The organism is Novosphingobium sp. (assembly GCF_020852455.1).
Classification (GTDB): domain Bacteria; phylum Pseudomonadota; class Alphaproteobacteria; order Sphingomonadales; family Sphingomonadaceae; genus Novosphingobium.
Window position 1 is genome coordinate 24199 of the sequence record NZ_JADZAT010000025.1, and the last position, 26120, is coordinate 50318.

Consider the following 26120-nt stretch of genomic DNA (forward strand, 5'->3'; position numbering starts at 1 on the left):
CGCGCGGGCGCACTATTGCGCCATTCGCGCCACTTGTCACGCTTGTTGCGACGGATTTTCATTCATGCGGAGGATCGGTGATCACCTCTTCCTCAGCCTCGCGCAGCAGGCCGTGGCGCAGCAGCATCGGCAGCTGGGTGAAGGTGAACAGGAACGACAGCGGCATGAACAGCCACAGTTTGAGCGCGATCCAGGTGCCGAAATTGCCGTTTTCGACGTTGTAGAACTGGCGCAGCACCTCGTTCAGTGCGGCGAGGAAGAAGAAGAAAATCCCCCAGTTGCGCGACAGCTTGAGCCAGCCCTGTTCGTCCAGCCCCTCAAAGGCGGCTTCGAGCAGGTATTTGAGGTAGGCTTGACCGCGCCTGGCGCCAACCACCAGTACCGCGCCGAACATGATGTAGATCGCCGTCGGCTTGATCTGGATATAGAACGGATCGCGCAGCAGGATTGTCAGCCCGCCAAAGCCGACGATCAGCAGGGTTGAAAGCCACAGCATCGGCGATATCCGCCCAAGTCGCCAGCGCGAGACGACCAGCGCGGTAACCGCTGCCACCATGAAGGCCCCGGTGCTTTTCACCACCGCCAGCATTTCGCCGATCGGGTTGCTGTGATCCGAGGGCGAGAAGTGCCGATAGACCAGGAAGAACACCAGGATCGGGCCGTAATCGACCACCAGGTTGAGCCAGCCCGACTTGGGCTTTGATTCGCTCTTGGCCGGTTCAGCCATCATGCCACTCCCGCGATGACGCGTGCGACCAAGTCTGGGTCGAACGGACGCAGGTCGTCCAGCTTTTCGCCCACGCCGATCGCGTGGATCGGCAGGCCATACTGTTCGGCTGCGGCCACCAGCACGCCGCCGCGCGCGGTGCCGTCCAGCTTGGTCATGATCAGGCCGGTCACGCCAGCGACCTCCTTGAAAATCTCGATCTGTTGCAGCGCGTTCTGGCCGTTGGTGGCATCAAGCACCAGCACCACGTCGTGCGGGGCCTCGGGATTGAGCCGGCCCAGCACGCGGCGGATCTTGGCCAGTTCGTCCATCAGCTCGCGCTTGTTCTGCAGCCGGCCGGCGGTATCGACGATCAGCGCGTCGATGCCCTTGGCGGTCGCCTCCTTGACCGCGTCGAACACCACCGCCGATGGATCGCCGCCTTCGGGTCCGGTCACGATCGGCACGCCGACACGTTCGGCCCAGACCGCCAGCTGACCGATTGCGGCGGCACGGAAGGTGTCCCCCGCGGCCAGCATCACGCCATAGTCCAGTTCCTGGAAATAGTGTGCCAGCTTGGCAATAGTGGTGGTCTTGCCCGAACCGTTGACCCCGATCACCAGGATCACCTGTGGGCGCGGGAAGGCGACGACGTCAATCGGCTTGGCGACCGGGCGCAGGATCGCTGCGATTTCCTCGGCCACGGCGGCCTTGATCGCAGCCTCATCGGCACCGCGCTCGAAGCGTTCATTGGCCAGCTTGTCGCGGATCCGGGCGGCCGCGCGCGGGCCCAGGTCCGAGAGGATCAGCGCATCCTCGATCTCGTCGAGCTGGCCTTCGTCGAGCCGGGTCTTGCTGACGATGCCCGAAAGGTTTTCGCTCAGCCGCTCGGAAGTCTTGCGAAAGCCGCCGAAGATGCGGTCGCTCCAGCTATCGCCGCTCATGCCAGCAAGCCTTCGACAAGGCGGGTGGGGGTATGGATCACGATTTCTCCGGGCCTGGTTCCGGGTGGCAAGGCCACCCTTGCGAAGTTCGGCGCATGGCCGGTTCCGTCGCGCTCTGCAAGCACCGCGAGCGGCTTGCCCACCAGCGTGGCGAGCCAGGCGGCGCGCTGGACCGCTACCGCCGCGCGCAGTTCGGCGGCGCGGGTCTTGACTGCGGCGGGGGCAAGCTGCGGCATTCGCGCTGCCGGGGTACCGGCGCGGGCGGAGTAGGGGAACACGTGGCCGTGAACCACGCCAAGCTCTGCGATGATCGAAAGGTTGTCGGCATGCGCAGCCGCGCTCTCGGTCGGGAACCCGGCAATCAGGTCGGCTCCCACGGCCAGGTCCGCCCGTCGCGCCTTGAGTGCTGCCACCAGCGCCAGCGCATCGCGCCGCAGGTGCCGCCGCTTCATCCGCTTGAGGATCAGATCGTTGCCGTGTTGCAGCGACAGGTGCAGGTGCGGCATCAACCGCTCCTCGCTGGCCAGCAGCGCGAACAGCGCAGGATCAATTTCAATCCCATCGACCGAAGAAAGCCGCAGCCGGGGCAGGGCGGGAAATGCGGCCAGCAGCGCCGCAACCAGCGCGCCGAGCCGCGGTTCGCCGGGCAGATCTTGCCCCCAGCTGGTCAGGTCCACCCCGGTCAGCACGACCTCGCTGGTGCCGCGATCCAGGTGCCGCTCAACTTCGCGCAGGACCGCCGCGACCGGCAACGAGCGGCTGCCCCCGCGCCCCTGCGGGATGACGCAGAAGGTGCAGGCATGATCGCAGCCGTTCTGCACCGCGATAAACGCGCGGGTATGGGTGGCGGTATCGGGTGTGCGCTGCGGCGCGACGTTCCAGGCGCGCGGATCGAGCTTGGCGTGGTTGGCAATCAGGCCATCGACCTCGGGCATGGCGGCAAGCGCGGCGCGTTCGACCTCGGCGGCACAGCCGGTGACCAATAGCCGCGCATCAGGCCGGGCCTTGCGCGCGCGGCGGATCGCCTGACGGGTCTGGCGCACTGCTTCAGCAGTGACCGCGCAGCTGTTGACCACCACCAGGTCCTGCTCACGCGCCAGCAGCGCGCGCAGTTCCTCGCTTTCGGACAGGTTCATCCGGCAGCCCAGCGAAATGACCTCAGCCGCCAAAGTCAGCACTTTCGAACGTGCCCCGGAAGCTTTCGGTGGCGGGGCCAGTCATGCGGATGCGGCCGGCTTCGGTCCATTCGATCAGCAGGTCCCCGCCGGCCAGCGCGATGGTCACCGCCCGGTCAACCAGTCCGCGCCGCATTGCGCCGATCGCAGTGGCACAAGCCCCGGTGCCGCAGGCGCGGGTTTCACCAGCGCCGCGTTCCCACACCCGCAGCGCGATCCGCTGGCGGTTCTGGACGGTGGCGACATTGACGTTGATCCGTTCGGGAAACAGCGCGTCATGTTCGATTTCCGGGCCCAGCCGGTCGAGTTCGATCGCCTGATTGTCCGCAACGAAGAAGATCACGTGCGGGTTGCCGACATTCACTGCGGTCGGGTTGTCGAGCATGTCCCAGGCGACTGGCATGTGATGGGTGTCCATCGGATAGGCCAGCGGAATCTGATCCCATTCGAACCGTGGTTCGCCCATATCCACGGCAATGCCGCTGCTGGCCGGATCAACCTGCAGCAGTCCGCCCAGGGTCTCGACCGTGCCGCTCTTGCCCAGCAGCTTGCCGACCGCGCGGGTAGCATTGCCGCAGGCCTGAACCTCACCACCATCGTGGTTGAAAATCCGCATGCGCAGGTCCGCAGTGCTTGAGGGTTCCAGCAGGATCAGCTGATCGCAGCCGATCCCGGTGTTCCGGTCCGCCAGGGCGGCAGCCAGCGCGTTGGAAATCGGCGGAATCGCGTCGGTACGCGCGTCGAGCACGACAAAGTCGTTACCCAGGCCGTGCATCTTGATGAACGGGACGCGCATGGGCGCGCTCTATGCCTTGCCGGGGCTGACGTCCAGTCTCTAGCCGGCGGCGGTTTGGCGCGCGGCTTCGCCTACGGCCGAAGCGTCCTCGTTCGGCTGATCCAGCAGCAGGTCCAGTTGCGCCAGTTCGGCCTGGGTGCATTCAGCCGGCATTGGCATTCCGTACAGATAGCCCTGGCCCTTGAACTTGCCGAAGCTGCGCAGTTCGGCCAGCACGGCTTCGTTCTCGATCCCTTCGGCCGTAATCGGCAGGCCAAGCCCTTCGCCCAGCGCAATGATCGACTGGATGATCGTCGCGCTGTCCTTGTCCTCCAGGATATTGGTCACAAAGCTGCGGTCGATCTTGATCCGGTCAAAGGGCAGGCTGCGCAATTGGGCCAGCGAACTGTACCCGGTGCCGAAATCGTCCAGGCTGACCGTGACGCCCTGGTTCTTGAGGCTGGTGATCAGCGAGTGAACCAGGCCAAGGTTTTCGTGCAGGCAGCTTTCGGTAACTTCGATTTCAAGCCGGCTGGGCGGGAAATTGGCCTCGACCAGGATCTTGAGCAGCTTCTGCGCGAACCACGGATCGCGCAGTTGGACCGGCGAGATATTGACCGACAGCGTCAGCTTGGGATTCCAGCTGCGGGCATCGCGCAAGGCCTGGCGGATCAGCGATTCCGACAGTTCACCGATCAGGCCGATTTCTTCGGCGATCGGGATGAACAGTTCAGGACTGACCACGCCCAGGTTCGGCGATTCCCAGCGCGCCAGCATCTCGAACCCGGCAATCGCGCCAGTATCAAGATCGATCTGCTTTTCGTAATAGGGAACAAATTCACCCGCGGCGACGCCGCGGCGAATTCCGGCTTCCAGTTCAGAGCGGAAGCGCACTTCGCTTTCCATGCTGTCTTCGAACCAGGCGAAGCGGTTTCGGCCGTTGCGCTTGGCATGGTACATGGCGATGTCAGCCTTGTGGAGCATCGCTTGCGCCTGTCCGGGGCTGTCCGGCGCGCTGGTGCTGATCCCAACCGAAACCGTGGTTTCCAGATCGATGCCATCGAAATCGACCGGCTTTGAAATCGCCGAGATCAGGCTTTGGACCAGCCGCTCGACCTGCTCGGGCTGATTGGCCGGGAATGGAGTGACCACCGCAAACTCATCGCCGCCCAGCCGGGCAAGCAGGCCCGTGCCGTCAAGGATCCCACGGATGCGCTGCGCGCTTTCCTTGAGCATGGCATCGCCGGCGGCATGACCATTCGCGTCATTGACGTGCTTGAACTTGTCGAGGTCGAGCATGACGAAGGCCACCGCCTCGCCGCGTTCTGTGGCGTTGGCGATCAGGGCCTCGGCCTCGGGGCCGATCGAGCGGCGGTTGAGGCAGGCGGTGAGCGGATCGAGTTCGGCCAGGATGCGGGCCTGTTCTTCGGCCTTGCGCCGTTCGGCCACTTCACCGGTCAGCTCGCGATAGCGGCGCCAGCCGAAAATGATCAGGGCGATATTGAGCAGCAGCGCGTTGACCAGCAGCCGGTCCGGGCCAACGCCCTGACCAGCTATGGCCCGCAAGACCTTGGGCAACACCGATCCGCCAGTGCCGACAAACAGTACGATTGCCGCAAGCGCCACGCCAAGCGTCACCAGGTCGCGGCGCGTGTTGTCCAGACGGTCCTTGCCGCTTCGCAATCTTTCCAGAATTCCTGGCGTCCAAGCCACCCTGAATGTCCCCCGTCGACAGGGGGGCAAGATTCGCAGGATTCCTTGAAGATAGCGTTAATCGCTGTTGAGCATCGAACCGCTCGAAATCAGCTCTTTTTCTTGAGGCCGATCTCGATCAGGCGCTGCTGCAGGAACTGGTCGGCGGTGATCGGTTCGGGATAGCGATCCGGGTTTTCGGCGGTGATGCACTGTTCCAGCGTCTTGATCGGAAAATCACTGCGCAGGTGCAGGAAAAACGGCATCGAGAACCGGCTGTAGCGCGCGCGTTCCGGGCTGGGATTGCGCACGCGGTGAATGGTCGAGGGCAGGTAGTGGTTGGTCAGCCGTTCCAGCATGTCGCCGCAGTTGATCACCATCGCGCCTTCCGGCGGAGAGGCGTTCATCCATTCCTTGCCCTGGAACAGCAGTTCGAGCCCGGCTTCCTCGGCCCCCAGCAGCAGCGTGATCAGGTTGATGTCACCATGCGCGCCAGCGCGGATCGCTTCGCCTTCAAGGTGTTCGATCGGCGGATAGTGCAGCAGCCGCATCACCGAATTGCCGTCCTCGATCGCCTTGTCGAACCAGTGTTCGTCCAGCCCCAGGTAGAGCGCGATCGCCGAGAGGATCTTGGCCCCGGTGGCGTCGTACTGGCGGTACAGTTCGGTAAACAGCTCGCGAAAGCCCTCGGGCCGGTCGGGCCAGACATTGGGCGGCATCGAAGCGTCGGCCAGCGGGCTGCCTTCGGGCAGGTCGCGGCCAATGTGCCAAAATTCCTTCAGATCGTGCGCCTTGGCATCCTTGGCGATTTCGGTCCCAAACGGGGTGTAGCCGCGCGCGCCGGCCATTGCCGCATCATGGTAGCGGCGCTTTTCCGCATCGGGCAGGGCGAAGAAGTCTTTCGACATGGCCATCGCCCGGTCGATCAACGCGCGGTCGATCGGGAAGTCCTTGACCATCGCGAAACCAAAGGTGCGAAAGCTGTCGCCAATTGCCTGGGCGAATTCCGCCTTGGGCAGGTTGAGCGAAAGCACGGGGATTGAAGTGAGTGACATGGTGGACGCTTCCGGAAATCTGATGCAATGGCGCCCCATACCTGCTTTGGCGAGTTCTGGCATGACCAAAATCAAATCCTATTGGCTGATGAAATCCGAGCCTGACGTCTATAGCTGGGACGATCTGGTTGCCGAAGGCGAGGGGACCTGGGACGGCGTGCGCAACTACACCGCGCGGCTGCACCTCCGTGCCATGAAGAAGGGCGATATGGTGTTCTTCTATCACTCCAACATCGGGGTGGAGATCGTTGGAATTGCCGAAGTAACTATGGAAGGCTTCCAGGACCCGACCGACGACACCGGGCGCTGGACCTCGGTCAAGGTCAAGCCGGTGCGCAAGCTGCCCCGGACTGTAACTCTGAAGGAAATCAAGGCCGATCCGGCGCTTGCGGATATGGACCTGCTGACCAAGTTCCGGCTCTCGGTCTCGACCGTGAAACCCGACGAATGGGATCATATCCTCAAGCTGGCTGACCAACCCGCCTAAACCCCGGGTACCCGCCGGGCGCAATTGTGGAAATTCAGAGCCGGGATGGTTACTGTCCCGGAACGGGAAAGTCACCGTTAACCGCGATTTTCCGGCTGGTGCGATGGTTGAGAAGTTCTTAACCCATGCGGCATGAGAAGGTCGCTTGTACTCACCGATGAAAAGGCCCGGCATCCGTTCCTGGCCAGCCTTCCGCCGCATGTTCGCTTGGGCGAACAGCCGGTGGCGATCGCGCGTTCACAGCCTGGCTGGGCGAAGGACCTGCGCGATTTCCTGGCGGCCTATTGCGCCTGCTTCATCGCGGTCAGCCTTTATATTGCCTAAGCCTTCGCGGCCTGTTCGGCGGCCACCAGCTGCCGTGCGATCCAGGCTGAAACCAGGCACATCGCTGCGCTGAGCAGCAACTGCTGCACGATCGGCACTCCGGCGAATGACAGCCCCGTGGCGAGCAGCGATCCGATCACCATCGCAAACGAATTGACGATATTGTTCGCCGCAATCGTGCGCGAGGTCTGTGATTTGTCCACGAAGGTGGTGAGGAAGGCATAGAGCGGCACCACGAACATCCCGCCGGCCACCGCGATGCCCAGCAGGCAGGCCATCAGCGGCAAGGCCATTGGTTCGGCCATGAACCCGCGCACGTCATGCAGGCCATTGGGATGCTGCGGCCAGTTCTGGCAGACCAGGTAAAAGACCACCACGAACAGCCCCATGACCACCACCGATCCGGGCGAGTAGCGTGCCGAAACGGTGCCTTTCAGCAGCGCGTTGACCGAAATCGAACCCAGCGCGACGCCGATCGAAAAGATCACCAGGAACAGGCTCGCCACTTCCTTGCTAGCGGTCAGCACGTTTTTGGCCAGCGGCGGGAACTGGACGAACAGGACGGTGCCGATCGTCCAGAAGAAGCTGATTGCCATGATCGCCAGGAACACCCGGCGATCGTGACTGGTGTTACGGACCAGCGTGATCGAAGCGCGGACGAAATGATAGTCAAGCGGCTCAGGCTCATGATGCGGCGGGGCGTCGGGAACGTGGCGGCTGGTGAAGTAACCGATCACCGCCGTTACAACCACGCCCGCAGCGGCCCATTCGACCGGAATCCAACCGGCCAGGATCGTCCCCGCAAGGATCGCGATATAGGTTCCGGCCTCAACCAGCCCGGTGCCGGCCAGAACCTCATCCTTGTGCAGATGCTGTGGCAGGATCGCGTACTTGATCGGGCCGAAGAAGGTGGAATGGATCCCCATGCCCAGCAGCGCGGCCAGCATCAGCGGGATCGCCAAGGTAGCAACCATATAGCCCTGCCAGGCCATCACCAGCCCGGCCGCGCCGACTGTCATGATCCCGATTTCGGCCGCCTTGACGATCCGGATGATCCGCGCCTTGTCGCGCATGTCAGCCAGTTGCCCGGCGATCGCCGAAAGCAGAAAGAAGGGCAGGATGAACACCGCCGAGGCGATGGCGCTGAACTGGCCTTCGGCCTGCTCGCTCTTGTAAACCTCGTAAACAACGAACAGCACCATCGCGTTCTTGAACAGGTTGTCGTTGAAGGCGTTGAGCAGCTGCGTCGCGAACAGCGGCAGGAAGCGCCGGCTGTGGATCAGGTGGGTCTGGGTGGTCATGAAGTGGCTTTGCGGTTCCCCGTGTCGCGGCGGACCCTAGCGAATGGCCGGGTGCGGACAAGTCCTAAGTTTCGCTTTTTCAGGACGGGCAACGCGGCTATTCGTTGCGCGATGATGACCTTGCCTAACATCCTCACGCTGTCGCGGATCGTTACCTTGCCGTTATTGGCGTTCCTGCTGTGGTGGCCGGAATGGCGGGCGGGCTATCTGATGGCCTTTGTGCTCTACACGCTGATGGGCATTACTGACTATTTTGACGGTTACCTGGCCCGCTCCAGCGGCGCGGTCAGCAAGCTGGGCCAGTTCCTCGATCCGATCGCCGACAAGATCATGGTCGCCACGGTGATCCTGGTGCTGGCCGCCCAGGGCGTGCTGCGCGGACCCTATGTGGGTGACATGCATGTGATCGCCGGGCTGGTGATCCTGGCGCGCGAGATTGCGGTTTCGGGCCTGCGCGAATTTCTGGGGGGATTGCAGGTTTCGGTCCCGGTCAGCCGGCTGGCCAAGTGGAAGACCACCTTCCAGCTGGTCTGCCTGGGGGCGCTGATCCTGGGCAAGGCGCTGCCGGGCTGGAACATGACGCTGGGCGGGCTGGTGATGAACGTGCCGCACACGGTGGGTCTTACCACGCTGTGGGGCGCCGCGGTGCTGACGGTGATCACCGGCTGGGAGTACCTGCGGGTCGGGCTCAAGCACATGGACTGAGGTTGGCTCAGGCCAGCCCAAGCTGCTTGGCGATCAGCGTCTGATCAAAATAGGGCCGTTCGCACAGGATCCTGTCCTTGCCCGGCGCGAATTCGAAGCTGGCGGCCATGCGCATGCGAAAGGCCTTGCCGCTGGGTTCGATCACCGTGTCGCCCATTTTCAGCGGGCCCAGATGCGTGCCGGTCAGCCAGAATTCAACCAGCACGGTATCGTCGGCATGGGCGATCGCGATCACCTCGTTGGCCTGGTCGGGAAAGGGAATGCGCGACTGGTGGAAATAGTGTCGCACCGCTTCCTCACCATCGAACACCGTGCCGGTGCCATACAGTTCATAGCGCGGATGCCCGTCGAAGGTGGCGATAACCGCGTCCCAATCATGCGGGATTTCCAGAGCCATGTGATCGAGCACGCACTGGATGCGGCGCTGGGCAAGGTCGGTCATCGGCTGGTCTCCATCATCCCGCCCGCAGTTCTTCGGCGAGCAGCCGGAATTCCTCGGCGCGGGGGCTGTTCTTGCGCCAGACCAGCGCAATCTCGCGGTTGGCGGTGTCGCTCTTGAGCGGACGCGCGACCACGTCGGTGCCGTTGAGGATGCCCGCGTCGAGCGCCATTTCGGGCAGCATGGTCAGCCCCAGGCCGTTGTCCACCATCTGCACCAGCGTGTGCAGCGAAGTGCCGATCATCGTCGCGCTGGCGCGCAGTTCGGGCCGGTTGCAGGCGGCGAGGGCATGTTCCTTGAGGCAATGCCCGTCTTCCAGCAGCAGCAGCCGATGCTCGTCGATCAGTTCGGGGGCGATCTCCTCGGGCGGGTCGCGCGGATCGTCCTTGGGGAAGGCGACCCACAGCGCGTCGAGCTCGATCACTTCGCTTTCGACTTCGCCGGTGGGGAAGGGCAGGGCCAGCAGCACACAGTCGCTGCGGCCGTGGTGCAGGCTTTCGATTGCGGCCTGGCTGGTCTCTTCGCGCAGATAAAGCTTCAGCTGCGGGCGCTCGCGGCGCAGGCGCGGCAGCATCCGTGGCAGCAGGAACGGCGCGATCGTGGGGATCACGCTCATTCGCACTTCGCCCGACAGCGGCTGGCCGGCGCTTTGCACCATGTCCGAAAGTTCTTCGGCCTCGCGCAGCAGGCGGTGGGCCTTGGCCACCACCGCATTGCCCAGCGGAGTGAACCGAACCGCGCGCTTGGTCCGCTCAACCAGAATTACCCCCAGCAGCGTTTCCAGATCGCGCAGCCCCGCGCTCAGCGTCGATTGCGAGACGAAACAGGCATCCGCCGCGCGGCCGAAATGCCCATGCTCGTGCAATGCCACCAGGTACTGGAGCTGCTTGAGCGTGGGCAGATAGGTGGTCATTCGGCCGCCTCGGGCGCGGGCACGGCATCATCGACGTGCGTCATCTTGAGCTTGCCGTTCACCACCGCGAAGGCCAGCTTGCCTTCGACCAGATCAAGCGCGTCATGCCCGAACACGTCATAGCGCCAGCCCTGCAGCAGCGGCAGTTCGCGGATCCCGGCGGCGAGCAGTTCAAGGTCTTCGCTGCGCGCCAGCAGGCGGGCGGCCACATCGATCTCGCGGCTGCGGATCTTGAGCAGCAGCTTGAGCAGGTCGGCCACCAGCGCGCCTTCCTTGCCCAGCGGGGCGCCGCGCGGGGTCCGCGCGGGCAGTTCGGCGTCACTCAGCGGGGTGGCACCGTCCAGCGCGGCCATCAGCCGCTTGCCGATCTCGTTGTCCTTCCACCCGGCGGATAGCCCGCGGACCTTGGCCAGGTCGGCCTGCTGCTTGGGCGGGTGGCTGGCCAGGTCGGCCAGCGTTTCATCGCGCGCAATCCGCCCGCGCGGCAGGTTCTTGTCCTGCGCCTCGATCTCGCGCCAGTGGGCCAGTGCCTTGAGCCGGCCAAGCATCGACGGGTTGCGCCCGGCGGCCTTGATCCGCTGCCAGGCCAGGGTCGGATCGTTGCGATAACCGGCCGGATCGGCCAGCTTTTCCATTTCGATGTCCAGCCAGGCACCTCGCCCGGTCTTGATCAGGCGTTGCAGGATCTTGGGAAAAATCTTGGCCAGATAGGTAACGTCGCCGATTGCGTAGTCGATCTGCCGCTCGGTCAGCGGGCGGCGCGACCAGTCGGTAAAGCGCGCGCCCTTGTCGATCTGCAGCCCCAGCCACGATTCGACCAGATTCGAATAGCCGATTTGCTCGCTCTGGCTGATCGCCATCATCGCGATCTGCGTGTCGAAGATCGGATGCGGGGTCTTGCCGGTCAGGTTGAAGACGATTTCGACATCCTGCCCGCCGGCATGGAAGATCTTCAGCACATCCTCGTTATCGACCAGCAGGTCGAGCAGCGGGGACAGGTCAATGTCCCTGGCCAGCGGATCGATTGCGGCCGCCTCGTTGGTGTCTGCGATCTGGATCAGGCACAGTTCGGGCCAATAGGTGTTCTCGCGCATGAATTCGGTGTCAACGCACACGAAGTCTGCCTTGGCGAGGCGCGAGCAAAGGTCCGCAAGTGCTTCGGACGTGGTAATCAGAGGGTGTATTTTCATCGTTCTTTTCTATAGGTGGCCCCGGCAGGGGCCTCGGCTTGACAAATGCGCGGGATTCGCCTGTTAGCCCGCGCTTTCGCCCCTGCAACAAAGTGGGCCGATTGGAAAGAGTTTCGATGCATATTTATCGTTCGCACACCTGCGGCGCGTTGCGCGCCAGCGATGTTGGCAGCACCATCCGGCTTTCGGGCTGGGTCCACCGCAAGCGCGACCATGGCGGCGTGCTGTTCGTCGATCTGCGCGATCACTATGGCCTGACCCAGATCGTCGCCGATGTGGATAGCCCGGCGCTGCCGATCCTGGAAGGTCTGCGGGTAGAATCGGTGGTGACCATCGAAGGCGAGGTGAAGGCCCGCAGCGCATCGACTGTCAATCCGGCGCTGCCGACCGGTGAGATTGAGGTTTATGCCCGGCAGGCCACAGTGCTGAGCCGTGCCGAGGAACTGCCGCTGCCGGTGGCGGGCGAGCAGGAATATCCCGAAGACGTTCGCCTGCGCTATCGCTTCCTCGATCTGCGCCGCGAAACGCTGCACGCCAACATCATGACGCGCACCGCAATCATCCGCGAAACGCGCAAGCGGATGGAAGACATCGGTTTTACCGAATTCTCGACCCCGATCCTGACCGCCTCCAGCCCGGAAGGCGCGCGTGACTTCCTGGTGCCCAGCCGTATCCATGCGGGCAAGTTCTTTGCGCTGCCGCAGGCGCCGCAGCAGTACAAGCAGCTGCTGATGGTTGCCGGGTTCGATCGTTATTTCCAGATCGCCCCGTGCTTCCGAGACGAAGACCCGCGTGCCGACCGGCTGCCGGGCGAATTCTACCAGCTTGACCTGGAAATGAGCTTTGTCACCCAGGAAGAAGTCTGGGAAACGATGGAACCGGTGATGGCCGGGATTTTTGAAACCTTCGCTGAAGGCCGCAAGGTGACCCCGGCGGGCGAGTTTCCGCGCATTCCCTATGCCAAGGCGATGCTCGATTACGGCACCGACAAGCCGGATCTGCGCAACCCGCTGATCATCCGCGATGTGACGGAAGAATTCCGCAGCTCGGGCTTTGGCCTGTTCGAACGGATCGTTGGCGATGGCGGCACGGTGCGGCTGATCCCGGCGCCGAACACCGCCGGTCTATCGCGCAAGTTCTTTGACGACATGAACGAATGGGCCCGCAGCGAAGGCCATGCCGGGCTTGGCTATGCCACCCGCAAGGATGGTGTGTTTGGCGGCCCGATCGCCAAGAACCACGGTGAAGACAAGATGGCCGCGCTGTGGGACAGCCTCGGCCTTGGTCCCGATGACGGCGCCTTCTTTGCTGCTGGCAAGGAAGAACAGGCGGCCAAGCTGGCCGGTGCAGCCCGCGTGCGGGTGGGCGATCAGCTGACCCTGACCGAACAGGACGCTTTCCGGTTCTGCTGGATCATCGATTTCCCGTTCTACGAATGGAGCGAGGAAGAGAAGAAGGTGGACTTCGCGCACAACCCGTTCTCGATGCCGCAGGGCGGGCTGGAAGCGCTGGAAACGCAGGACCCGCTGACGATCAAGGCCTATCAGTACGACATGGTCTGCAACGGGTACGAACTGGCTTCGGGCTCGATCCGCAACCAGCACCCCGACCTGATGGTCAAGGCGTTCGAACTGGTCGGCCTGTCGAAGGCCGATGTCGAGGAACGCTTTGGCGGCATGTACCGCGCGTTCCAGTATGGCGCACCGCCGCACGGCGGGATGGCGGCCGGGGTCGATCGCATGGTCATGCTGCTGTGCGGGGTGCAGAACCTGCGCGAAATCACGCTGTTCCCGATGAACCAGCGTGCCGAAGACCTGCTGATGGGCGCGCCATCACCGGCCGAACCGCGGCAGCTGCGCGAACTGTCGATCCGGGTGGTCGAACCGCCCAAGGGGTGACTTGCCCGGACGCTTGTGGTTTGATCGCGGCAGGAGGTCTGCCATGATCAAACCCAAGGCGTTTCAGGCGGTTGTGTTTGCCCTGGTGGCTGGCGTGCTGATTGGCGCGGCGGCGGATCGGGCAGTCAGCATGAAGCAGTTGGTTGAACTCTCGCCAAGCCAGGCAAACCGCCAGTACCAACGCGATCTTCTCTCGATATTGCAGCCGATGCAGCGCTATCCAGAAGGAACCAGGGCATTCCTGGGCGGAGTTCACACGTTCACCAAAGCCATCGCGACCGATTATGAAGCGTTGTGCCAGCATGACATGATCATGCTGCAATACCGTCCAAATGATCCCAACAAGGTCACCAGCGATTCTGCTTTCAGGCCAGTGGGGATTTCCAGTGTGCGGGCTTATCGCTTTGTCGCGGTGCCCCGGCTTGAGGATGCGATCGCGGTTGACCAGGGCAGGCAACACAGGCGCCCCACCGACCAGCACTGCCGCCCTGTCGACCAGCCGTACAGGCCCGGTGATTTGTCGGAATGGTTTCAGGCCAATTCGCCTGCTGATGCCATGTATGCTGGTTTTGCGATGCTGGCATTGCAGGAATGGGGCAAACGGCCAGGCAACACATTCGCCAATTGCACGTCACTGACCGACACGGCTGGCTGCAATAGAGAAGGGACAACCCAGCTTGGCCTCGACCGGCTCGTGGCGTTTTCCTACTGCCAGCCAAGGGCGAAAGGTGAAACTTGCGTCGAATTTGGCGACTATGGGCCCCACTTTACCATCCACGCCAAGGCAACTGGTCAAATGATGACTGCGAATGACATTCTGTCGGTTTCGTACGAGGTGCAAAACATCATCGTCACCTGACGCTTGGCAGGTGTGTATGGAATTCGCGTGGTGCCTTGCCAACATCATGGAAGGTCAACCTTGCGCTGAGTCTTCGTAACCAAATTGGCCCCGTTGACCGGGGCAGGGCATTGGTGAATTGTGGCGCCGCCTGTTCCTGGGGGGTGTCATGAAGCCGATCCGCTGCCTTGCTTTCGCTGCGCTATGTGCGCTGTCCGCTCCGGCCATGGCCGAGACCTTGCGGGTCAGCGGGATTTATCCGGCCGACAGTGATGCCGCTGCAGCCGTGCGGGTGCTGGCGGTGGAGCAATTCGGCGGCGAAAGTGGGCCGGACCTCAGCTTCAGGATCGAGGATGCGCTGCGCGGCGCTGTCTTGCAGGGCGAGCCGTGGCTGCGCGTGGTGCCCTATGGCCCGGATGGGTCGGTCCAGGCGGTATTGCGCGGCACCTCGGCGATCGAGGAGCGGGTCCAGAACTACACCGAAGAGCACGAACGCTGCATCAAGGACGGCGACGGCAAATGCACTCCGGCCAAGGAGAAGTACCAGGCCCGCTGTAAGCGCCGGACGATCGAGCTGCTGCCGCGCATGCGTCTGCTCGGCCCCGATGGCACGCTGCTGTGGTCCGACAACAGCATGGAAAGCCTGACCGATAGCTGGTGCGATGATTCGACCACTGCCCCGCGCCAGCGCGGCGCGATCGTGCGCGAACTGGCCGATCGGGTCGCGCGCCGCATTGTCGGCGATTTCGTGCCGCGCGCGCTGCGTGACGATGTGCGGGTCGATGAAAGCCGCAAGGGGCTGAACAAGTCCGACAGCGATCGTTTCAAGGCGGCGGTGCGCAAGGTCAAGGACCGTGATGCTCCCGGCGCCTGTGCGGATTGGGGCAGCCTGGCCCAGGCCAACCCGGCGCATCTGCCCAGTCTGTTCAACCTGGGGCTATGTGCTGAATCGGCCGGAGATGATGCCGCCGCGCAGGGGCACTATCGACAGGTGCTGGCAATCGATCCGCGCAACGACAAGGCGCTGGGGCGCCTGGACCGGATCGCCGCGCGCGAACGCGCCCGCCGCCAGATCCAGGCGCACACCGCAGCTTAGCAGGTGTTCTTCACCCGGCGGGCGACGACCTTCATCGATCGCGATTCGGGGGCACCTTCGCCTTCGGCCTTGAAATCGATGCCCCAGTTCACCTGATCGGTGCCATAGGTGCCGAACGAATTGAAGGTCATGCGCTTGTTGCCGGGTGCCAGGCATTCAAGCTTGAGATTGAGCGAGCCCGGGCCACCCGAGGTGGTGGTGCAGTCTGCCATGTCCACGATCATGTTGAACATTTCGCCCAGCGAAGTGCCCAGCTTACTGCTTTCGCCTTCCTTGATGCAGTCCGGATTGTTTTCGGTTTTCACGACATTCCCGGCGGCGTCGTATTCCTTCATTTCGCCTTCCCAGTAACCGGGCCCGAACGCCTGCGAGATCGACTGACCCCAGGCAGTGACGTCGCGCTTGGCGGCTTCCTTGCTCTGCTGGGCGGTCGCGGACACGGGGATCAGGGCAATTCCGGCGACGGTCAGCGCGGCCAGTAGCTTGGGGTATGCGGGCATTGGGTTGGTTTCCCTTTGAAGTGATAGCGGTGTGCTAGTGCTGTGTACCTTAACGGGCAATTGCCGGTGTGTGCAATTGGTGCACCCCCTTGCCTTCGTCCGCGCCGTTCTCTAGGGGCATGGGCCGAGCTTTTAATCCGCCGTTCACGAAGGGACATATCCATGAGCGACACCGCCGACCGCGTTAAGAAGATCGTCGTCGAACACCTCGGCGTCGAGGCTGACAAGGTTACCGAAGATGCCAGCTTCATTGACGATCTGGGCGCTGACTCGCTCGACATCGTTGAGCTGGTGATGGCTTTCGAAGAAGAATTCGGGGTCGAAATCCCTGACGATGCTGCCGAAAAGATCAGCACCGTTTCGGATGCCATCAAGTATATCAACGACCACAAGGGCTGATCGCCTTTGGCCGATAGACCGATGATTCTCGTCGCAGCGTCGCAAGATGCGATTTGACGGGGCTCATGGTCTTTGACAGGCTCAGCCCCTAACGGGCTGGGCCTGTTGCCTTTTTGACTTCGGAGAATCGCATGCGTCGCGTCGTCGTTACCGGTCTTGGCCTTGTCACCCCGCTGGGGGCCGATGTGGAGACCACCTGGGCAAACCTGATCGCCGGCAAGAGCGGGGCGGGGCAGATCACCCGCTTCGATACCGCCGAGCACAAATGCACCATCGCTTGCGAGGTCAAGGCACCGGATCACCCGTGGGGATTTGATCCGATGAAGCGGGTCGATCACAAGGTCCAGCGCCAGGTCGATCCGTTCATCGTCTATGGCATCGATGCTGCCGGGCAGGCGCTCGAGGATGCCGGACTGGTCGACATGGACGACGATCTCAAGCTGCGTACCGGCTGCTCGATCGGTTCGGGAATCGGCGGTTTGCCGGGGATCGAGAGCGAATCGATCGTCCTGCACGAAAAGGGCCCGAGCCGCGTTTCGCCGCACTTTGTTCACGGCCGGCTGATCAACCTGATCTCGGGCCAGGTTTCGATCAAGTACGGGCTGATGGGCCCGAATCATGCGGTGGTGACCGCCTGTTCGACCGGTGCACACTCGATTGGCGATGCCGCGCGGATGATCCGTGATGGCGATGCCGATGTGATGCTGGCGGGAGGGGCGGAAAGCACCGTCAATCCGCTGGGGGTCGCCGGTTTTGCCCAGGCCCGTGCGCTCAACTGCAGCTTCAACGATCGTCCCGAACAGGCCAGCCGCCCCTATGACAAGGACCGCGATGGCTTCGTGATGGGTGAGGGCGCCGGGGTGGTGGTGCTCGAGGAATACGAGCACGCCAAGGCCCGCGGTGCCAAGATTTATGCCGAAGTGGTTGGTTATGGCCTGTCGGGCGATGCCTATCACGTCACCGCCCCGCACCCGGAAGGCAAGGGTGCCGAATTGTCGATGCGGATGGCGCTGAAGAAGGCCGGAATGGGCCCGGGCGACATCGACTATGTCAACGCGCACGGCACTTCGACCATGGCTGATACGATCGAACTCGGAGCCGTGAAGCGCGTGCTGGGTGACGACCTGGGCGGCGCTTCGATGAGCAGCACCAAGTCGGCGATCGGCCACCTGCTGGGCGGTGCCGGCGCGGTTGAGACAATCTTCTGCATCCTGGCGATCCGCGACCAGGTGGTGCCGCCCACGCTCAACCTCGATAATCCGGACGAAGGCACCGAAGGCGTCGATCTGGTGCCCAAGGTGGCCAAGAAGCGCCGGGTTCGCGCCGCGCTCAACAACAGCTTCGGCTTTGGCGGCACCAACGCCAGCGTGGTGGTCAAGGCGGTCGAAGACTGATGTTGGGCTCACGCCGGGGCTGTATGCCGCTGATCGCGGCGGCGGTCCTGTTCCTGGGTGCGCTGGGCTGGCTGGGAATCGGCTGGTACTGGAGCGGGCCGCTGGCCAAGGAAAGCGCCTTCGTGGTGCCCGATGGCGCCAGCCTGGGCGCGGTGGCTGCCAAGCTTGAGAAGGAAGGGGTGATCTCCTCGGCGACGGCGTTCAAGCTGCGGGCGCGTATCTTTGGCGTTGGCCGCACGATCAAGGCGGGCGAGTTCAAACTGCCGGGCCATGCCAGCATGTCGCAAGTGCTGTCGATCGTCGCCAGCGACCAGATCCTGCGCCGATTCGTGACCGTGCCCGAAGGCATGCCTTCGATCATGGTCTATGAAAAACTGATGGCGAATCCCGATCTTACCGGCTCAATCGAAGTTCCCGTCGAAGGATCGCTGCTGCCCGATACCTATGAGATCGAGAAGGGCGAGAGCCGCCAGGCGGTGCTGCTGCGAATGCAGGCTGCGATGCAGCGGACCCTGGCCGAACTGTGGGAAAAGCGTGGGGCCAACACCGTGGTCAAGACACCGGGTGAGGCGATCGTGCTGGCTTCGATCGTCGAGAAGGAAACCGGCAAGGCCAGCGAACGGCCGATGGTTGCCGGGCTCTATTCGAACCGCGTGCGCACCGGCATGCTGCTGCAAGCCGATCCGACGATCATTTACCCGATCACCAAGGGCAAGCCGCTGGGGCGGCGGATCCGGCAGTCAGAGATCAACGCGGTCAACGACTACAACACCTATTCGATGACCGGGCTGCCCAAGGGGCCGATCACCAACCCGGGCCGCGCCGCGATAGAGGCGGTGCTGCATCCGGCTGAAACCCAGGCGCTCTACATGGTCGCGGACGGGACCGGCGGGCACGCGTTTGCAAACACGCTGGCCGAACACAACGCCAACGTCGAAAAGTGGTTCACGATCCGCAAGGAACGCGGCGACTTCTAGCCCTCAGGGTTCGGCAATGTTGAACCCTGGCGGGATCGGGTCGAGTGCGTCCTGAAGGGACCGGACCGCAGCGACATCGCCATCGATCTTCAGTCCGACCATCTGCAGCCGGCCGAGCGGAATCTTTGCGAAAAGCAGGCCCAGGATCAGCTGGCGCGGGCCGGTGATCGTTGCTTGCGGGTTGGCTGAAGGCTGGCCGACCCGGGCGATCAGGACGGACTTGCCGGCGTCGATTCCCGCAGTCTCCTTGCTGTCAGTGAACACCACGTTGATCGCGAGCGGATTGCCAGCCAGCTTGGCCGGATCATAACGGGTCGCCATTGTATCGAGCAGCAATTGCGTCGGCACGGCAGAGATCATGTCCATACCCTGCGCCTGGATCGGCTGGGCCTGGTAACCCTGGCGCAGGTCCTTGGCAGCGGAGAGGAACTGGTTGCGCCAGATCCCGCTTTCAGCCTGATAGCCCTGCTGTTCATAGCTGTCGGCCAAGAGCGCGCGGGCCTGCTGGTTGGTGGGATCGGCAAAGATCAACTGGTTCAGCAGGTCTGACGACCAGCGATAATCGCCCGCCGCCATGGCTTTGCGCGCCAGGGCCAGCACCTTACCGGCACCGCCCATCGCCGCGACGTATTTCTTGGCGCGTTCCTGCGGCGGCCAGGGGTGAAGATTGGCCGGGTTGCCATCGTACCAGCCCAGGTACCACTGATAGACCGCCTTCGAGTTGTGGCTATAGGTGCCGTAATAGCCGCGGTTGAACCAGTCTTTGGCCAGTTCGGGCGGCTGCACCACCTGCTCGGCGATCTCGGCCTGGGTCTCGCCCTGGTTCATCCGCCGTACCGTCTGGTCATGCAGGTAGCGATAGTTATCGCGCTGGCTGGCCAACATGCCCGTAACCTCGTTCTGGCCAAAGCGCGGCCAACAGTGGCTGGACAGCACCACGTCGCTGCGATTGCCATAAAGCCGCAGGGCTTCGTCAAGAAAACCGGCCCAGGCATGAGAATTGCGCACCTTGGCGCCGCGCGGGGTCAGGATGTTGTGCAGCGAACAAGTCGACATTTCGGACGAAAGGAAGGCCTTCTGTGGGGCAATATAGACGTTGAGCTCGCTGGGTGCCTCGCTGCCCGAAACGATCTGAAATTCCAGCGCCACGCCGTCGATCGTACGGGTTTCACCGGTCTTGCTGATCGTGTCGGTCGGTGCGATCAGGGTCACTTCGCCGCCTGCCAGGCCCGGCCCGATCCCCGATCCCATCTGTCCCTGTGGGCCAGGCGTGAGTGTGGTGCCAAACTGGTAGGTCGCCCGCCGTCCCATCGCCGCACCGGCCATGACGCTTTCCGATGCAGTTTCGGCCATGAAATGCTCGGGCGCCAGGATCGCAACCTTGCCCGACTTCACATCAGCCTCGCTGACTACGCCGCGCACCCCGCCGTAATGATCACCGTGGCTGTGGCTGTAGATCACCGCCACCACCGGCCGCGCGCCAAGTTGCTGGTTGGCCAGTTCAAGCGCTGCGGCAGCGGTTTCGCGGTCGGTCAAGGGATCGACCACGATCCATCCGGTCGCGCCCTTGATCAGCGTCATGTTCGAAATGTCAAACCCGCGAACCTGCCAGATCCCGTCGCTGACCTTGAACAGCCCGTGGCGGCGCAAATGGGTCATTTCACGCCAGAGCGACGGATTGACCGAAGCCGGGGACGGGCCGGTGACGAAATCGTACGCCGCCAGGTTCCAGACCGGCTTGCCCTGGGCATTGCGGATAATGGGATCGGTTCGCGAGGCAACGAAACCGCGCTGGCTGAAATCGGCATCGCGCCCATCATCGGCAGGCAGGGCCGCTGCCGCCGCTTTTTGCGCAGCCGCAGTGGCCGGGCTGGCGGGCTTTGAAGCCAGATCGGGCGCAGGTGCTCCAGCCGAAAGCGCGCTCGAGCAGAGCAACAGGGCGAAACTGGCCAGCGGCAGGTGGGTACGGGGCATTGGGGTGGTCTCCTCTTCCATAGGCAGCTTGCGTTGCCTGTCCAAGGATTTCAAGCGCACGATTAATCTCAAAATTCGATCATAGTTTCCAGATTTGCCGGTTTTGTCGATCAGAGCGCACGCACTATCTGCCACCTCAAGCAAAGGAGATGCACAATGCTTGGACGTTCCATTCCCGACGTTACCCTGAAGACCCGCGTTCGCGATGACAGCCTGGGCGGACCCAATCCGTTCCGCTGGCAAGACCTGAACCTGCGTGAGGAGTTTGCCGGCAAGAAGGTTGTCGTGTTCTCGCTACCCGGCGCTTTCACACCGACCTGCAGCAACGAACAGTGCCCGAATTTCGAACGGCTATACGGCGTGTTCAAGGCTGCCGGGGTGGATGAAGTCTATTGCCTGTCGGTCAACGATGCCTTTGTAATGTACCAGTGGGGCAAGCACCTGGGCCTCGAGAAGATCAAGCTTCTGCCCGATGGTTCGGGCCATTTCACGCGCCGGATGGGCATGCTGATCGACAAGGATCACCTGGGATTCGGCATGCGCAGCTGGCGCTATGCGATGATCGTCGAAGACAACACGATCACCCACTGGTTCGAGGAACCGGGCATCAATGACACCGGCAGCGATGCCGATCCCTATGGCGAGACCGCGCCCGAAAAGCTGCTGGCGGCCTTGACCGACGAGCCGGTGGCAGCGGCTGCTTAATTCGGTTAGGTGCGGGTGGTGGTCACAGCTGATCCCCCCTCCGGGCCGCCGCCCGCACCGTCCCCGTCGGCGCCATTCATCGTCACCGCTGAACTGCCGGAGGACGTGTTCAGCTGGTCTAACGGTCTGCGCAGCACGCACTTCCCGCCAGAGCGCAATTGGCTGAAGGCGCACGTCACACTGTTTCACAGTTTCGCGCCGTCGCTGCGCGATGAACTGCCGCGGTTTCTTGCGCGCATCGCGGCTGAATTTGCAGCGCCGCCCGCACGGATCGATGGGTTGATGGACCTGGGCCAGGGGACTGCCCTGGAAGTGCGATCGCCCGGCATGCTGGCGATCCGTGAGGTGATCGCCGATCATTTCTGGCAGATGCTGACCAGGCAGGACCAGGGCGGCAAGAAGCTGCACATCACGATCCAGAACAAGGTTGCCCGCGATCAGGCGCTGGCGCTGCAGGGCGAGCTGGCCCCGCGGCTGAAACCGCGCGAATTTGCCTTCACCGGGCTTGGCCTGCACCTTTATCGCAACCCCCATTGGGATGCGGTGGGCACCTGGAAGTTCAGAGGTAAAGAGCACGCTTGACCAAGCCGGATGCGCACCCTATGTGCGCCGCCTGCCCGGGCGATGCCTGGCGCTGCCATGGTATGGCGGAGTAGCTCAGCTGGTTAGAGCAGCGGAATCATAATCCGCGTGTCGGGGGTTCGAGTCCCTCCTCCGCTACCATTCAAGTCATTTATCGCTTTATTTTCAAAGGATAAAATGACTTTTCCGGAAAATCGAAACCACATTTGTTCCCACATTTTGTGCGAGTCGGGATGGGCTGTTATGCCCCTCGCTGGGATCGTTGCGCGGCACCTTCTAGCGTTGTTGCTGTCTTCCTCTCCGGGCTGTCCGGACGAATCTTGACGGTGCATCGCACCGGCTGCTGCGAGGGTGCAGCGGTCTTCCGGCAAGCGTCAATGGTATCTCGGTTGTCGCGCTGGATGTCAGCGGCCTGCACCAGAGCATTCCATGCCTCAGGGCTGTCGCTTTGCATCAACTGCGCGCCTGCATCCCAGCGTGAGGGGGCGCCCACTATCCGCGCCGCCATACGCTCGGGCCAGTGCCAGCTTTCCGGCATCGCGCGAGCAATGGTGCCGGGAAGGAAGGACCATAGCAGGATACCCGCCAGCAAAGCTCCGCCTGCAACCTGGTAGAGCTGCTGCCGCTGCTCGGCGGCGGTGCGCGCATGGGCTGAGACGCTACGCATTTCCTGAGCGGCGTGATTCAAGTCGCTCCGGGCCTGACTGATCCTGTCCTGATCGCTGCGCCGCGCTGCCTCGGCTGCGGCTGCAATCCGATTGCCGATGCTGCCAGGGGTCATCTGCATCGCCGGATGACCAGCCATGCTCTTCAAGCTCTCGCTTATCGTGCTCATCCGCTTGGTCATGTCAGTCAGGGTCGCTCCATAGTCGGGAATAACAATGTCGGCACGCTCGGCGGCAAGGTGCTGAACCGCCCGGCGCAAGAGGGCCAGTTCGCCTTCAAGGCGGGCAAACGCCTCGGCGGCGGGATCGGCTGCGGTATCCGGGGTGGGCGGATCAGGGTCGGGTTCAGGCTCAAGGTCCAGGGTCAGTTCCACGTCATCAGTATCGGTATCCATCGCGTTTCTCCTACAGGCCCATGCCAATTGACCGGCTCCGCTCCATCGAGATGGAGGCGGCAAGGTCGCGGGCCAGATCGCGACCGAGTTCTGTCTTGATGCCAAGCTCGCGGGTGCGGCTGCGCAGCAGGGATTCAACCTGCGCGTCGCGCTCCAGCCCCTTCGCCATGTCCGTCATGCGGTTGGTGAGCCTCTGCGCGCCCTTGGTATCGCCATCGCGCTGCATGGCCTGGCGCGCTTGCCCGAGCCGCTGCCAGTCGCTGACAAAGCGGTCGGCGCGCTGCGCGGGATCGACGCGGATCTCGGCTTCAAGCTGCATGGCGCGGATTGCGCCCTGGCTGCGACCATAGGCGGCCTCTCGGGCCAGCGAGGGCTGGCGCTGCAAGGCGCTGGCGAGGTCGGCTGCACCATGGGGCCGGATCGCGTCGAGCGCCTTTCCGGCCTTCTCCAGCGCGTCGCGCTGGTGTGGCAGGACCGGCAATCCCTGTTCTCGCATCTGCCCGATGTCGGCGGCGGCACGCGCATAGCGCTCGACCGCCCGGCGCTGATCGGTCGGGCCAGCCTGATCCGTCGGCAGGGCTTCGAGCCGGTTGGCCTGCGGACGGAAGCCCGCGAAGATCGACTTCGCTCGTTCCGGCAATTGCCGGGCGATCTCCACGATCCGCTCGCGGAACGTGATCCCGCGCCGCTCAGCGAAATGGCGTTCGGGCTTGTAGTCGCTGGCCATGTCCTTGCCGCGCTCCCGGCTCAGCGTGCGGACCAGTTTCGACTGATCGGCGAAGTCGTCGCGCCCATAATGTAGGGCCACGCCGTCGCGGTGGCGTGACAGGCCGACATAGGCCCCGTGGCTGTCCATCCCCGGCGTGGCGAGCACATGTGTGCGGTCCACCGTCATGCCCTGCGCCTTGTGGATCGTTGCGGCATAGCCATGATCGATGTGGGCATAGTTTTTGGTGTCAAATGCGACGCTACGGCCATCGTCGGTGCGCACGGCCATGCTTTGCGCGCTGATCCGCTCGACCGTGCCCAAGGTGCCGTTCTTGACGCCCAGCCCACGCTCATTGCGCAGGAACATGATGCGGTCGCCGCTGGCGAACTGGCGCTCGCCGCGATCTGCTTTGATCGACACGTCCATGCCCAACTCACAACTTGCGCGCAGCTTTCTGCGTGCCGCGTCATTGAGTTCGCGCACCTCGTCATTGGTGTGGGTCAGGATGATCCGCGTATCGCCTGGGCTGGCCTGCCGGTCACGGTCCCAGCGTTCGATCAGGTCGCTGCGCGCTGCTTCCCGCGTCTCGGCGGCGTGCACCATGCCCCGTTCGTCATAAGCCTTAATGGCAAGGCCAGTGCGCCCCGTTGCGAGGTGCCGGGTAGCGTCCTGCTGCCAGCCGTCATGCTGGCGGCGCACCTCGCTGATTTCAACGCCACCGTGCCGTTCGTGGATCGCACGGAAGGCTGCTCCGGCTTCGATGGCCTGGAGTTGCTGCGGGTCGCCAACCAGGACAACTTTCGCGCCCGCATCGGCGGCATGGGACAGCACGCGCTCCATCTGGCGCGTGCCGACCATGCCTGCTTCATCGATGACCAGCACGTCGCGCGACGTGAGCAATTCGCGGCCCTGGCCCCACTGATGTTCAAGGCTGGCGATGGTGCGCGAAGTAATGCCCGAACCATGCTCCAGACCTTCGGCGGCAATGCCGGACAGGGCGGCACCGCGAACGGTATAGCCAGCGATTTCCCAAGCCTCGCGTGCCACGCCCAGCATCGCGCTTTTGCCGGTCCCGGCATAGCCGACGACAACGCTGAGGCAGCGCCCATCGGTCACATGCTCGAATGCTGCGCGCTGCTCGCCGGAGAGGATCAGGCCGCGTGTCTCGGCGCGCGCCAGCGCTCCTTCCCGGCCTTTCTGATCGACGCCATTCCGCTCGCCCTCCGCCAGCAATTCCGATGCGCGTTGCAGCCGCTGTTCGGTTTCGATCATGGCGCGCGAGGTGAACCGGTCCTCGCCGCGTCCGTCCTTGCCCAGCGCAATCATATCAGGCGAGCCGCGTACCGCGCTCATCACCAGATCGAACTGCTCTTTCCCGTCGCTGTGCCGGTGCACGAACATCGCCAGGTCACGGCCCGTGAACGTGGCTTGGCTGTGCGTGATCGCGTCGAGTGCGACAGTGGTATTGGCGATGATCCTCTCGCCATTGCGCTGAGCGACAGCGCGGTGTTCCTCGATCCGTTCGGCCTCCAACCCGCGCACCCCCATGCGCGAGGCGGCGGGACCAATCTTGTCCTGCGGCTCCAGTGCAATGCCCTGCGCCTCCAGGCTGCGGTGATCGATCCGCGCATCGATATCGAGTTCGGCCAGCCGCTCGTTGACATGATCGGCCCAGCGCTCACGCCACTGCTCGACCAGCTCGGCCTTGTTCCACTCGCGCACCTTCGCGCCGAACCCGTCTTTGCCGACTTCGCGCATGGTGAGCATGACATGGGCATGGGGCTTGGGCTGGCCGTCCGCGCCAATATCCCAATGGACATTGAGATCAGCGATCATGCCCTTTTCGACGAACTCGGCCTCGGCAAACTCGCGGGCCAGCTCAATGCCCTGTTCCTTGGTCAGCTCGCGCGGAATGGCGAATTCGACCTCGCGGGCAAGCTGTGCGTCCTTCCGCTTCTCGGCCGCCTCGACCGCATTCCAGAGCTTTTCGCGGTCGGCAAATTCCTCCGGCGCGCCTTCCGGCAGCAGTACCTCGGAATGGACGACCCCGTCCTTGTTGGTGAAATCATGGTCGCGGTCGAGCCGTTCGTCGTGCAGCCGCTCAGCTCCGCGATAAGCAGCGGCGGCCACGGCGCTGCGCCCGCTCGACCGGCTGATGACTTTGACGGAGAGGTGGAAGATCGCCATGACGGCAATCCATTTACGCCACCAAGCGCACGTCGGCACGACGTATAAGCGCGCCCTCCCATGATAAAATCCTGCTCGGGACTATTCAGTATCAG

At 63.3% G+C, this 26120-nt stretch carries 25 protein-coding genes and 1 tRNA gene; 12 read left to right on the forward strand and 14 right to left on the reverse strand.

Annotated features, from left to right (window positions below; all coding sequences use genetic code 11):
- Positions 1-58: 58 nt before the first annotated feature.
- The 6 genes from IT549_RS11280 to IT549_RS11305 all read right to left on the reverse strand — a co-directional run bounded on the left by IT549_RS11280 (position 59) and on the right by IT549_RS11305 (position 6347).
- On the reverse strand, positions 59-727 hold the full coding sequence (locus IT549_RS11280) for an inner membrane-spanning protein YciB (RefSeq protein ID WP_292973200.1): 669 nt from the start codon (positions 725-727) through the stop codon (positions 59-61).
- On the reverse strand, positions 727-1650 hold the full coding sequence (ftsY, locus tag IT549_RS11285; RefSeq protein ID WP_292973202.1) for a signal recognition particle-docking protein FtsY: 924 nt from the start codon (positions 1648-1650) through the stop codon (positions 727-729). The genes IT549_RS11280 and ftsY overlap by 1 nt, the downstream gene beginning before the upstream one ends.
- Complete coding sequence (locus IT549_RS11290) at positions 1647-2819, reverse strand: MiaB/RimO family radical SAM methylthiotransferase (RefSeq protein ID WP_292973246.1); 1173 nt, start codon at positions 2817-2819, stop codon at positions 1647-1649. Before IT549_RS11290 ends, ftsY begins: the two co-directional genes overlap by 4 nt.
- Positions 2809-3621 (reverse strand): diaminopimelate epimerase, encoded by an 813-nt coding sequence (dapF, locus tag IT549_RS11295; RefSeq protein WP_292973204.1) that lies wholly within the window; start codon positions 3619-3621, stop codon positions 2809-2811. The genes IT549_RS11290 and dapF overlap by 11 nt, the downstream gene beginning before the upstream one ends.
- Positions 3622-3660: 39 nt before the next feature.
- The gene (locus IT549_RS11300; protein ID WP_292973206.1) at positions 3661-5283 is read right to left on the reverse strand and encodes an EAL domain-containing protein; all 1623 of its coding nucleotides are present in this window, start codon (positions 5281-5283) and stop codon (positions 3661-3663) included.
- 119 nt (positions 5284-5402) lie between these two features.
- Positions 5403-6347 (reverse strand): 2-oxoglutarate and iron-dependent oxygenase domain-containing protein, encoded by a 945-nt coding sequence (locus tag IT549_RS11305; protein ID WP_292973208.1) that lies wholly within the window; start codon positions 6345-6347, stop codon positions 5403-5405.
- Positions 6348-6408: 61 nt separating this feature from the next.
- Between IT549_RS11305 and IT549_RS11310 the strand changes: the two genes are divergently transcribed.
- Together IT549_RS11310 and IT549_RS11315 are read left to right on the forward strand one after the other, a co-directional pair.
- Positions 6409-6834 carry an EVE domain-containing protein gene (locus IT549_RS11310; protein ID WP_292973210.1) on the forward strand — a complete coding sequence of 142 codons (426 nt, stop codon included), beginning with the start codon at positions 6409-6411 and terminating at the stop codon, positions 6832-6834.
- Positions 6835-6966: 132 nt separating this feature from the next.
- Complete coding sequence (locus IT549_RS11315; protein ID WP_292973212.1) at positions 6967-7158, forward strand: hypothetical protein; 192 nt, start codon at positions 6967-6969, stop codon at positions 7156-7158.
- On the opposite strand, the gene IT549_RS11320 is transcribed toward IT549_RS11315, so the two are convergent.
- Positions 7155-8459 carry an MFS transporter gene (locus IT549_RS11320; protein ID WP_292973213.1) on the reverse strand — a complete coding sequence of 435 codons (1305 nt, stop codon included), beginning with the start codon at positions 8457-8459 and terminating at the stop codon, positions 7155-7157. The genes IT549_RS11315 and IT549_RS11320 overlap by 4 nt on opposite strands.
- 111 nt (positions 8460-8570) lie before the next feature.
- On the opposite strand from IT549_RS11320, the gene pgsA reads away from it, so the two are divergent.
- On the forward strand, positions 8571-9164 hold the full coding sequence (gene pgsA, locus IT549_RS11325) for a CDP-diacylglycerol--glycerol-3-phosphate 3-phosphatidyltransferase (protein WP_292973215.1): 594 nt from the start codon (positions 8571-8573) through the stop codon (positions 9162-9164).
- Positions 9165-9171: 7 nt separating this feature from the next.
- Here the strand turns inward: pgsA and IT549_RS11330 are convergent, their stop codons facing one another.
- The 3 genes from IT549_RS11330 to rnd are packed head-to-tail and all read right to left on the reverse strand — an operon-like array spanning position 9172 to position 11706.
- Positions 9172-9606 (reverse strand): nuclear transport factor 2 family protein, encoded by a 435-nt coding sequence (locus IT549_RS11330; protein ID WP_292973217.1) that lies wholly within the window; start codon positions 9604-9606, stop codon positions 9172-9174.
- Positions 9607-9619: 13 nt separating this feature from the next.
- Complete coding sequence (locus IT549_RS11335) at positions 9620-10516, reverse strand: hydrogen peroxide-inducible genes activator (RefSeq protein WP_292973219.1); 897 nt, start codon at positions 10514-10516, stop codon at positions 9620-9622.
- The gene (gene rnd / locus IT549_RS11340) at positions 10513-11706 is read right to left on the reverse strand and encodes a ribonuclease D (protein WP_292973221.1); all 1194 of its coding nucleotides are present in this window, start codon (positions 11704-11706) and stop codon (positions 10513-10515) included. The genes IT549_RS11335 and rnd overlap by 4 nt, the downstream gene beginning before the upstream one ends.
- A 116-nt stretch (positions 11707-11822) precedes the next feature.
- On the opposite strand from rnd, the gene aspS reads away from it, so the two are divergent.
- From aspS to IT549_RS11355, 3 genes are all read left to right on the forward strand, one after another.
- Positions 11823-13604 carry an aspartate--tRNA ligase gene (gene aspS, locus IT549_RS11345; protein WP_292973222.1) on the forward strand — a complete coding sequence of 594 codons (1782 nt, stop codon included), beginning with the start codon at positions 11823-11825 and terminating at the stop codon, positions 13602-13604.
- Positions 13605-13647: 43 nt separating this feature from the next.
- Positions 13648-14463: a hypothetical protein gene (locus tag IT549_RS11350; RefSeq protein ID WP_292973224.1), complete on the forward strand. Its 816-nt coding sequence runs from the start codon at positions 13648-13650 to the stop codon at positions 14461-14463.
- 148 nt (positions 14464-14611) lie between these two features.
- On the forward strand, positions 14612-15538 hold the full coding sequence (locus tag IT549_RS11355) for a hypothetical protein (protein WP_292973226.1): 927 nt from the start codon (positions 14612-14614) through the stop codon (positions 15536-15538).
- Here the strand turns inward: IT549_RS11355 and IT549_RS11360 are convergent.
- Entirely contained in the window at positions 15535-16038 is a 504-nt protein-coding gene (locus IT549_RS11360) for a DUF3617 family protein (RefSeq protein WP_292973228.1), read from the reverse strand. The genes IT549_RS11355 and IT549_RS11360 overlap by 4 nt on opposite strands.
- Before the next feature lie 162 nt (positions 16039-16200).
- Between IT549_RS11360 and IT549_RS11365 the strand changes: the two genes are divergently transcribed.
- The 3 genes from IT549_RS11365 (at position 16201) to mltG (ending at position 18808) form a co-directional block, all read left to right on the forward strand.
- Positions 16201-16437: an acyl carrier protein gene (locus tag IT549_RS11365; RefSeq protein WP_292973230.1), complete on the forward strand. Its 237-nt coding sequence runs from the start codon at positions 16201-16203 to the stop codon at positions 16435-16437.
- A gap of 131 nt (positions 16438-16568) precedes the next feature.
- A complete protein-coding gene (gene fabF / locus IT549_RS11370; protein WP_292973232.1) occupies positions 16569-17831 on the forward strand; it encodes a beta-ketoacyl-ACP synthase II in 1263 nt (420 codons plus the stop codon).
- Positions 17831-18808, forward strand: a complete 978-nt coding sequence (gene mltG / locus IT549_RS11375) for an endolytic transglycosylase MltG (protein ID WP_292973234.1) — start codon at positions 17831-17833, stop codon at positions 18806-18808. Before fabF ends, mltG begins: the two co-directional genes overlap by 1 nt.
- A 3-nt stretch (positions 18809-18811) precedes the next feature.
- On the opposite strand, the gene IT549_RS11380 is transcribed toward mltG, so the two are convergent.
- Positions 18812-20782 carry an alkyl sulfatase dimerization domain-containing protein gene (locus tag IT549_RS11380; RefSeq protein ID WP_292973236.1) on the reverse strand — a complete coding sequence of 657 codons (1971 nt, stop codon included), beginning with the start codon at positions 20780-20782 and terminating at the stop codon, positions 18812-18814.
- Between the two features lie 156 nt (positions 20783-20938).
- Between IT549_RS11380 and IT549_RS11385 the strand changes: the two genes are divergently transcribed.
- The 3 genes from IT549_RS11385 to IT549_RS11395 all read left to right on the forward strand — a co-directional run bounded on the left by IT549_RS11385 (position 20939) and on the right by IT549_RS11395 (position 22210).
- A complete protein-coding gene (locus IT549_RS11385) occupies positions 20939-21487 on the forward strand; it encodes a peroxiredoxin (protein WP_292973238.1) in 549 nt (182 codons plus the stop codon).
- Between the two features lie 9 nt (positions 21488-21496).
- Positions 21497-22069, forward strand: a complete 573-nt coding sequence (locus IT549_RS11390) for a 2'-5' RNA ligase family protein (protein ID WP_292973240.1) — start codon at positions 21497-21499, stop codon at positions 22067-22069.
- A 64-nt stretch (positions 22070-22133) separates the two neighbouring features.
- Positions 22134-22210: transfer RNA gene (locus IT549_RS11395), tRNA-Met, on the forward strand.
- Positions 22211-22310: 100 nt separating this feature from the next.
- Here the strand turns inward: IT549_RS11395 and IT549_RS11400 are convergent.
- Both IT549_RS11400 and traA read right to left on the reverse strand, forming a co-directional pair.
- On the reverse strand, positions 22311-23129 hold the full coding sequence (locus tag IT549_RS11400; RefSeq protein WP_292973242.1) for a DUF6118 family protein: 819 nt from the start codon (positions 23127-23129) through the stop codon (positions 22311-22313).
- Between the two features lie 10 nt (positions 23130-23139).
- Positions 23140-26025 carry a Ti-type conjugative transfer relaxase TraA gene (traA, locus tag IT549_RS11405; protein WP_292973244.1) on the reverse strand — a complete coding sequence of 962 codons (2886 nt, stop codon included), beginning with the start codon at positions 26023-26025 and terminating at the stop codon, positions 23140-23142.
- Between the last annotated feature and the right edge of the window lie 95 nt (positions 26026-26120).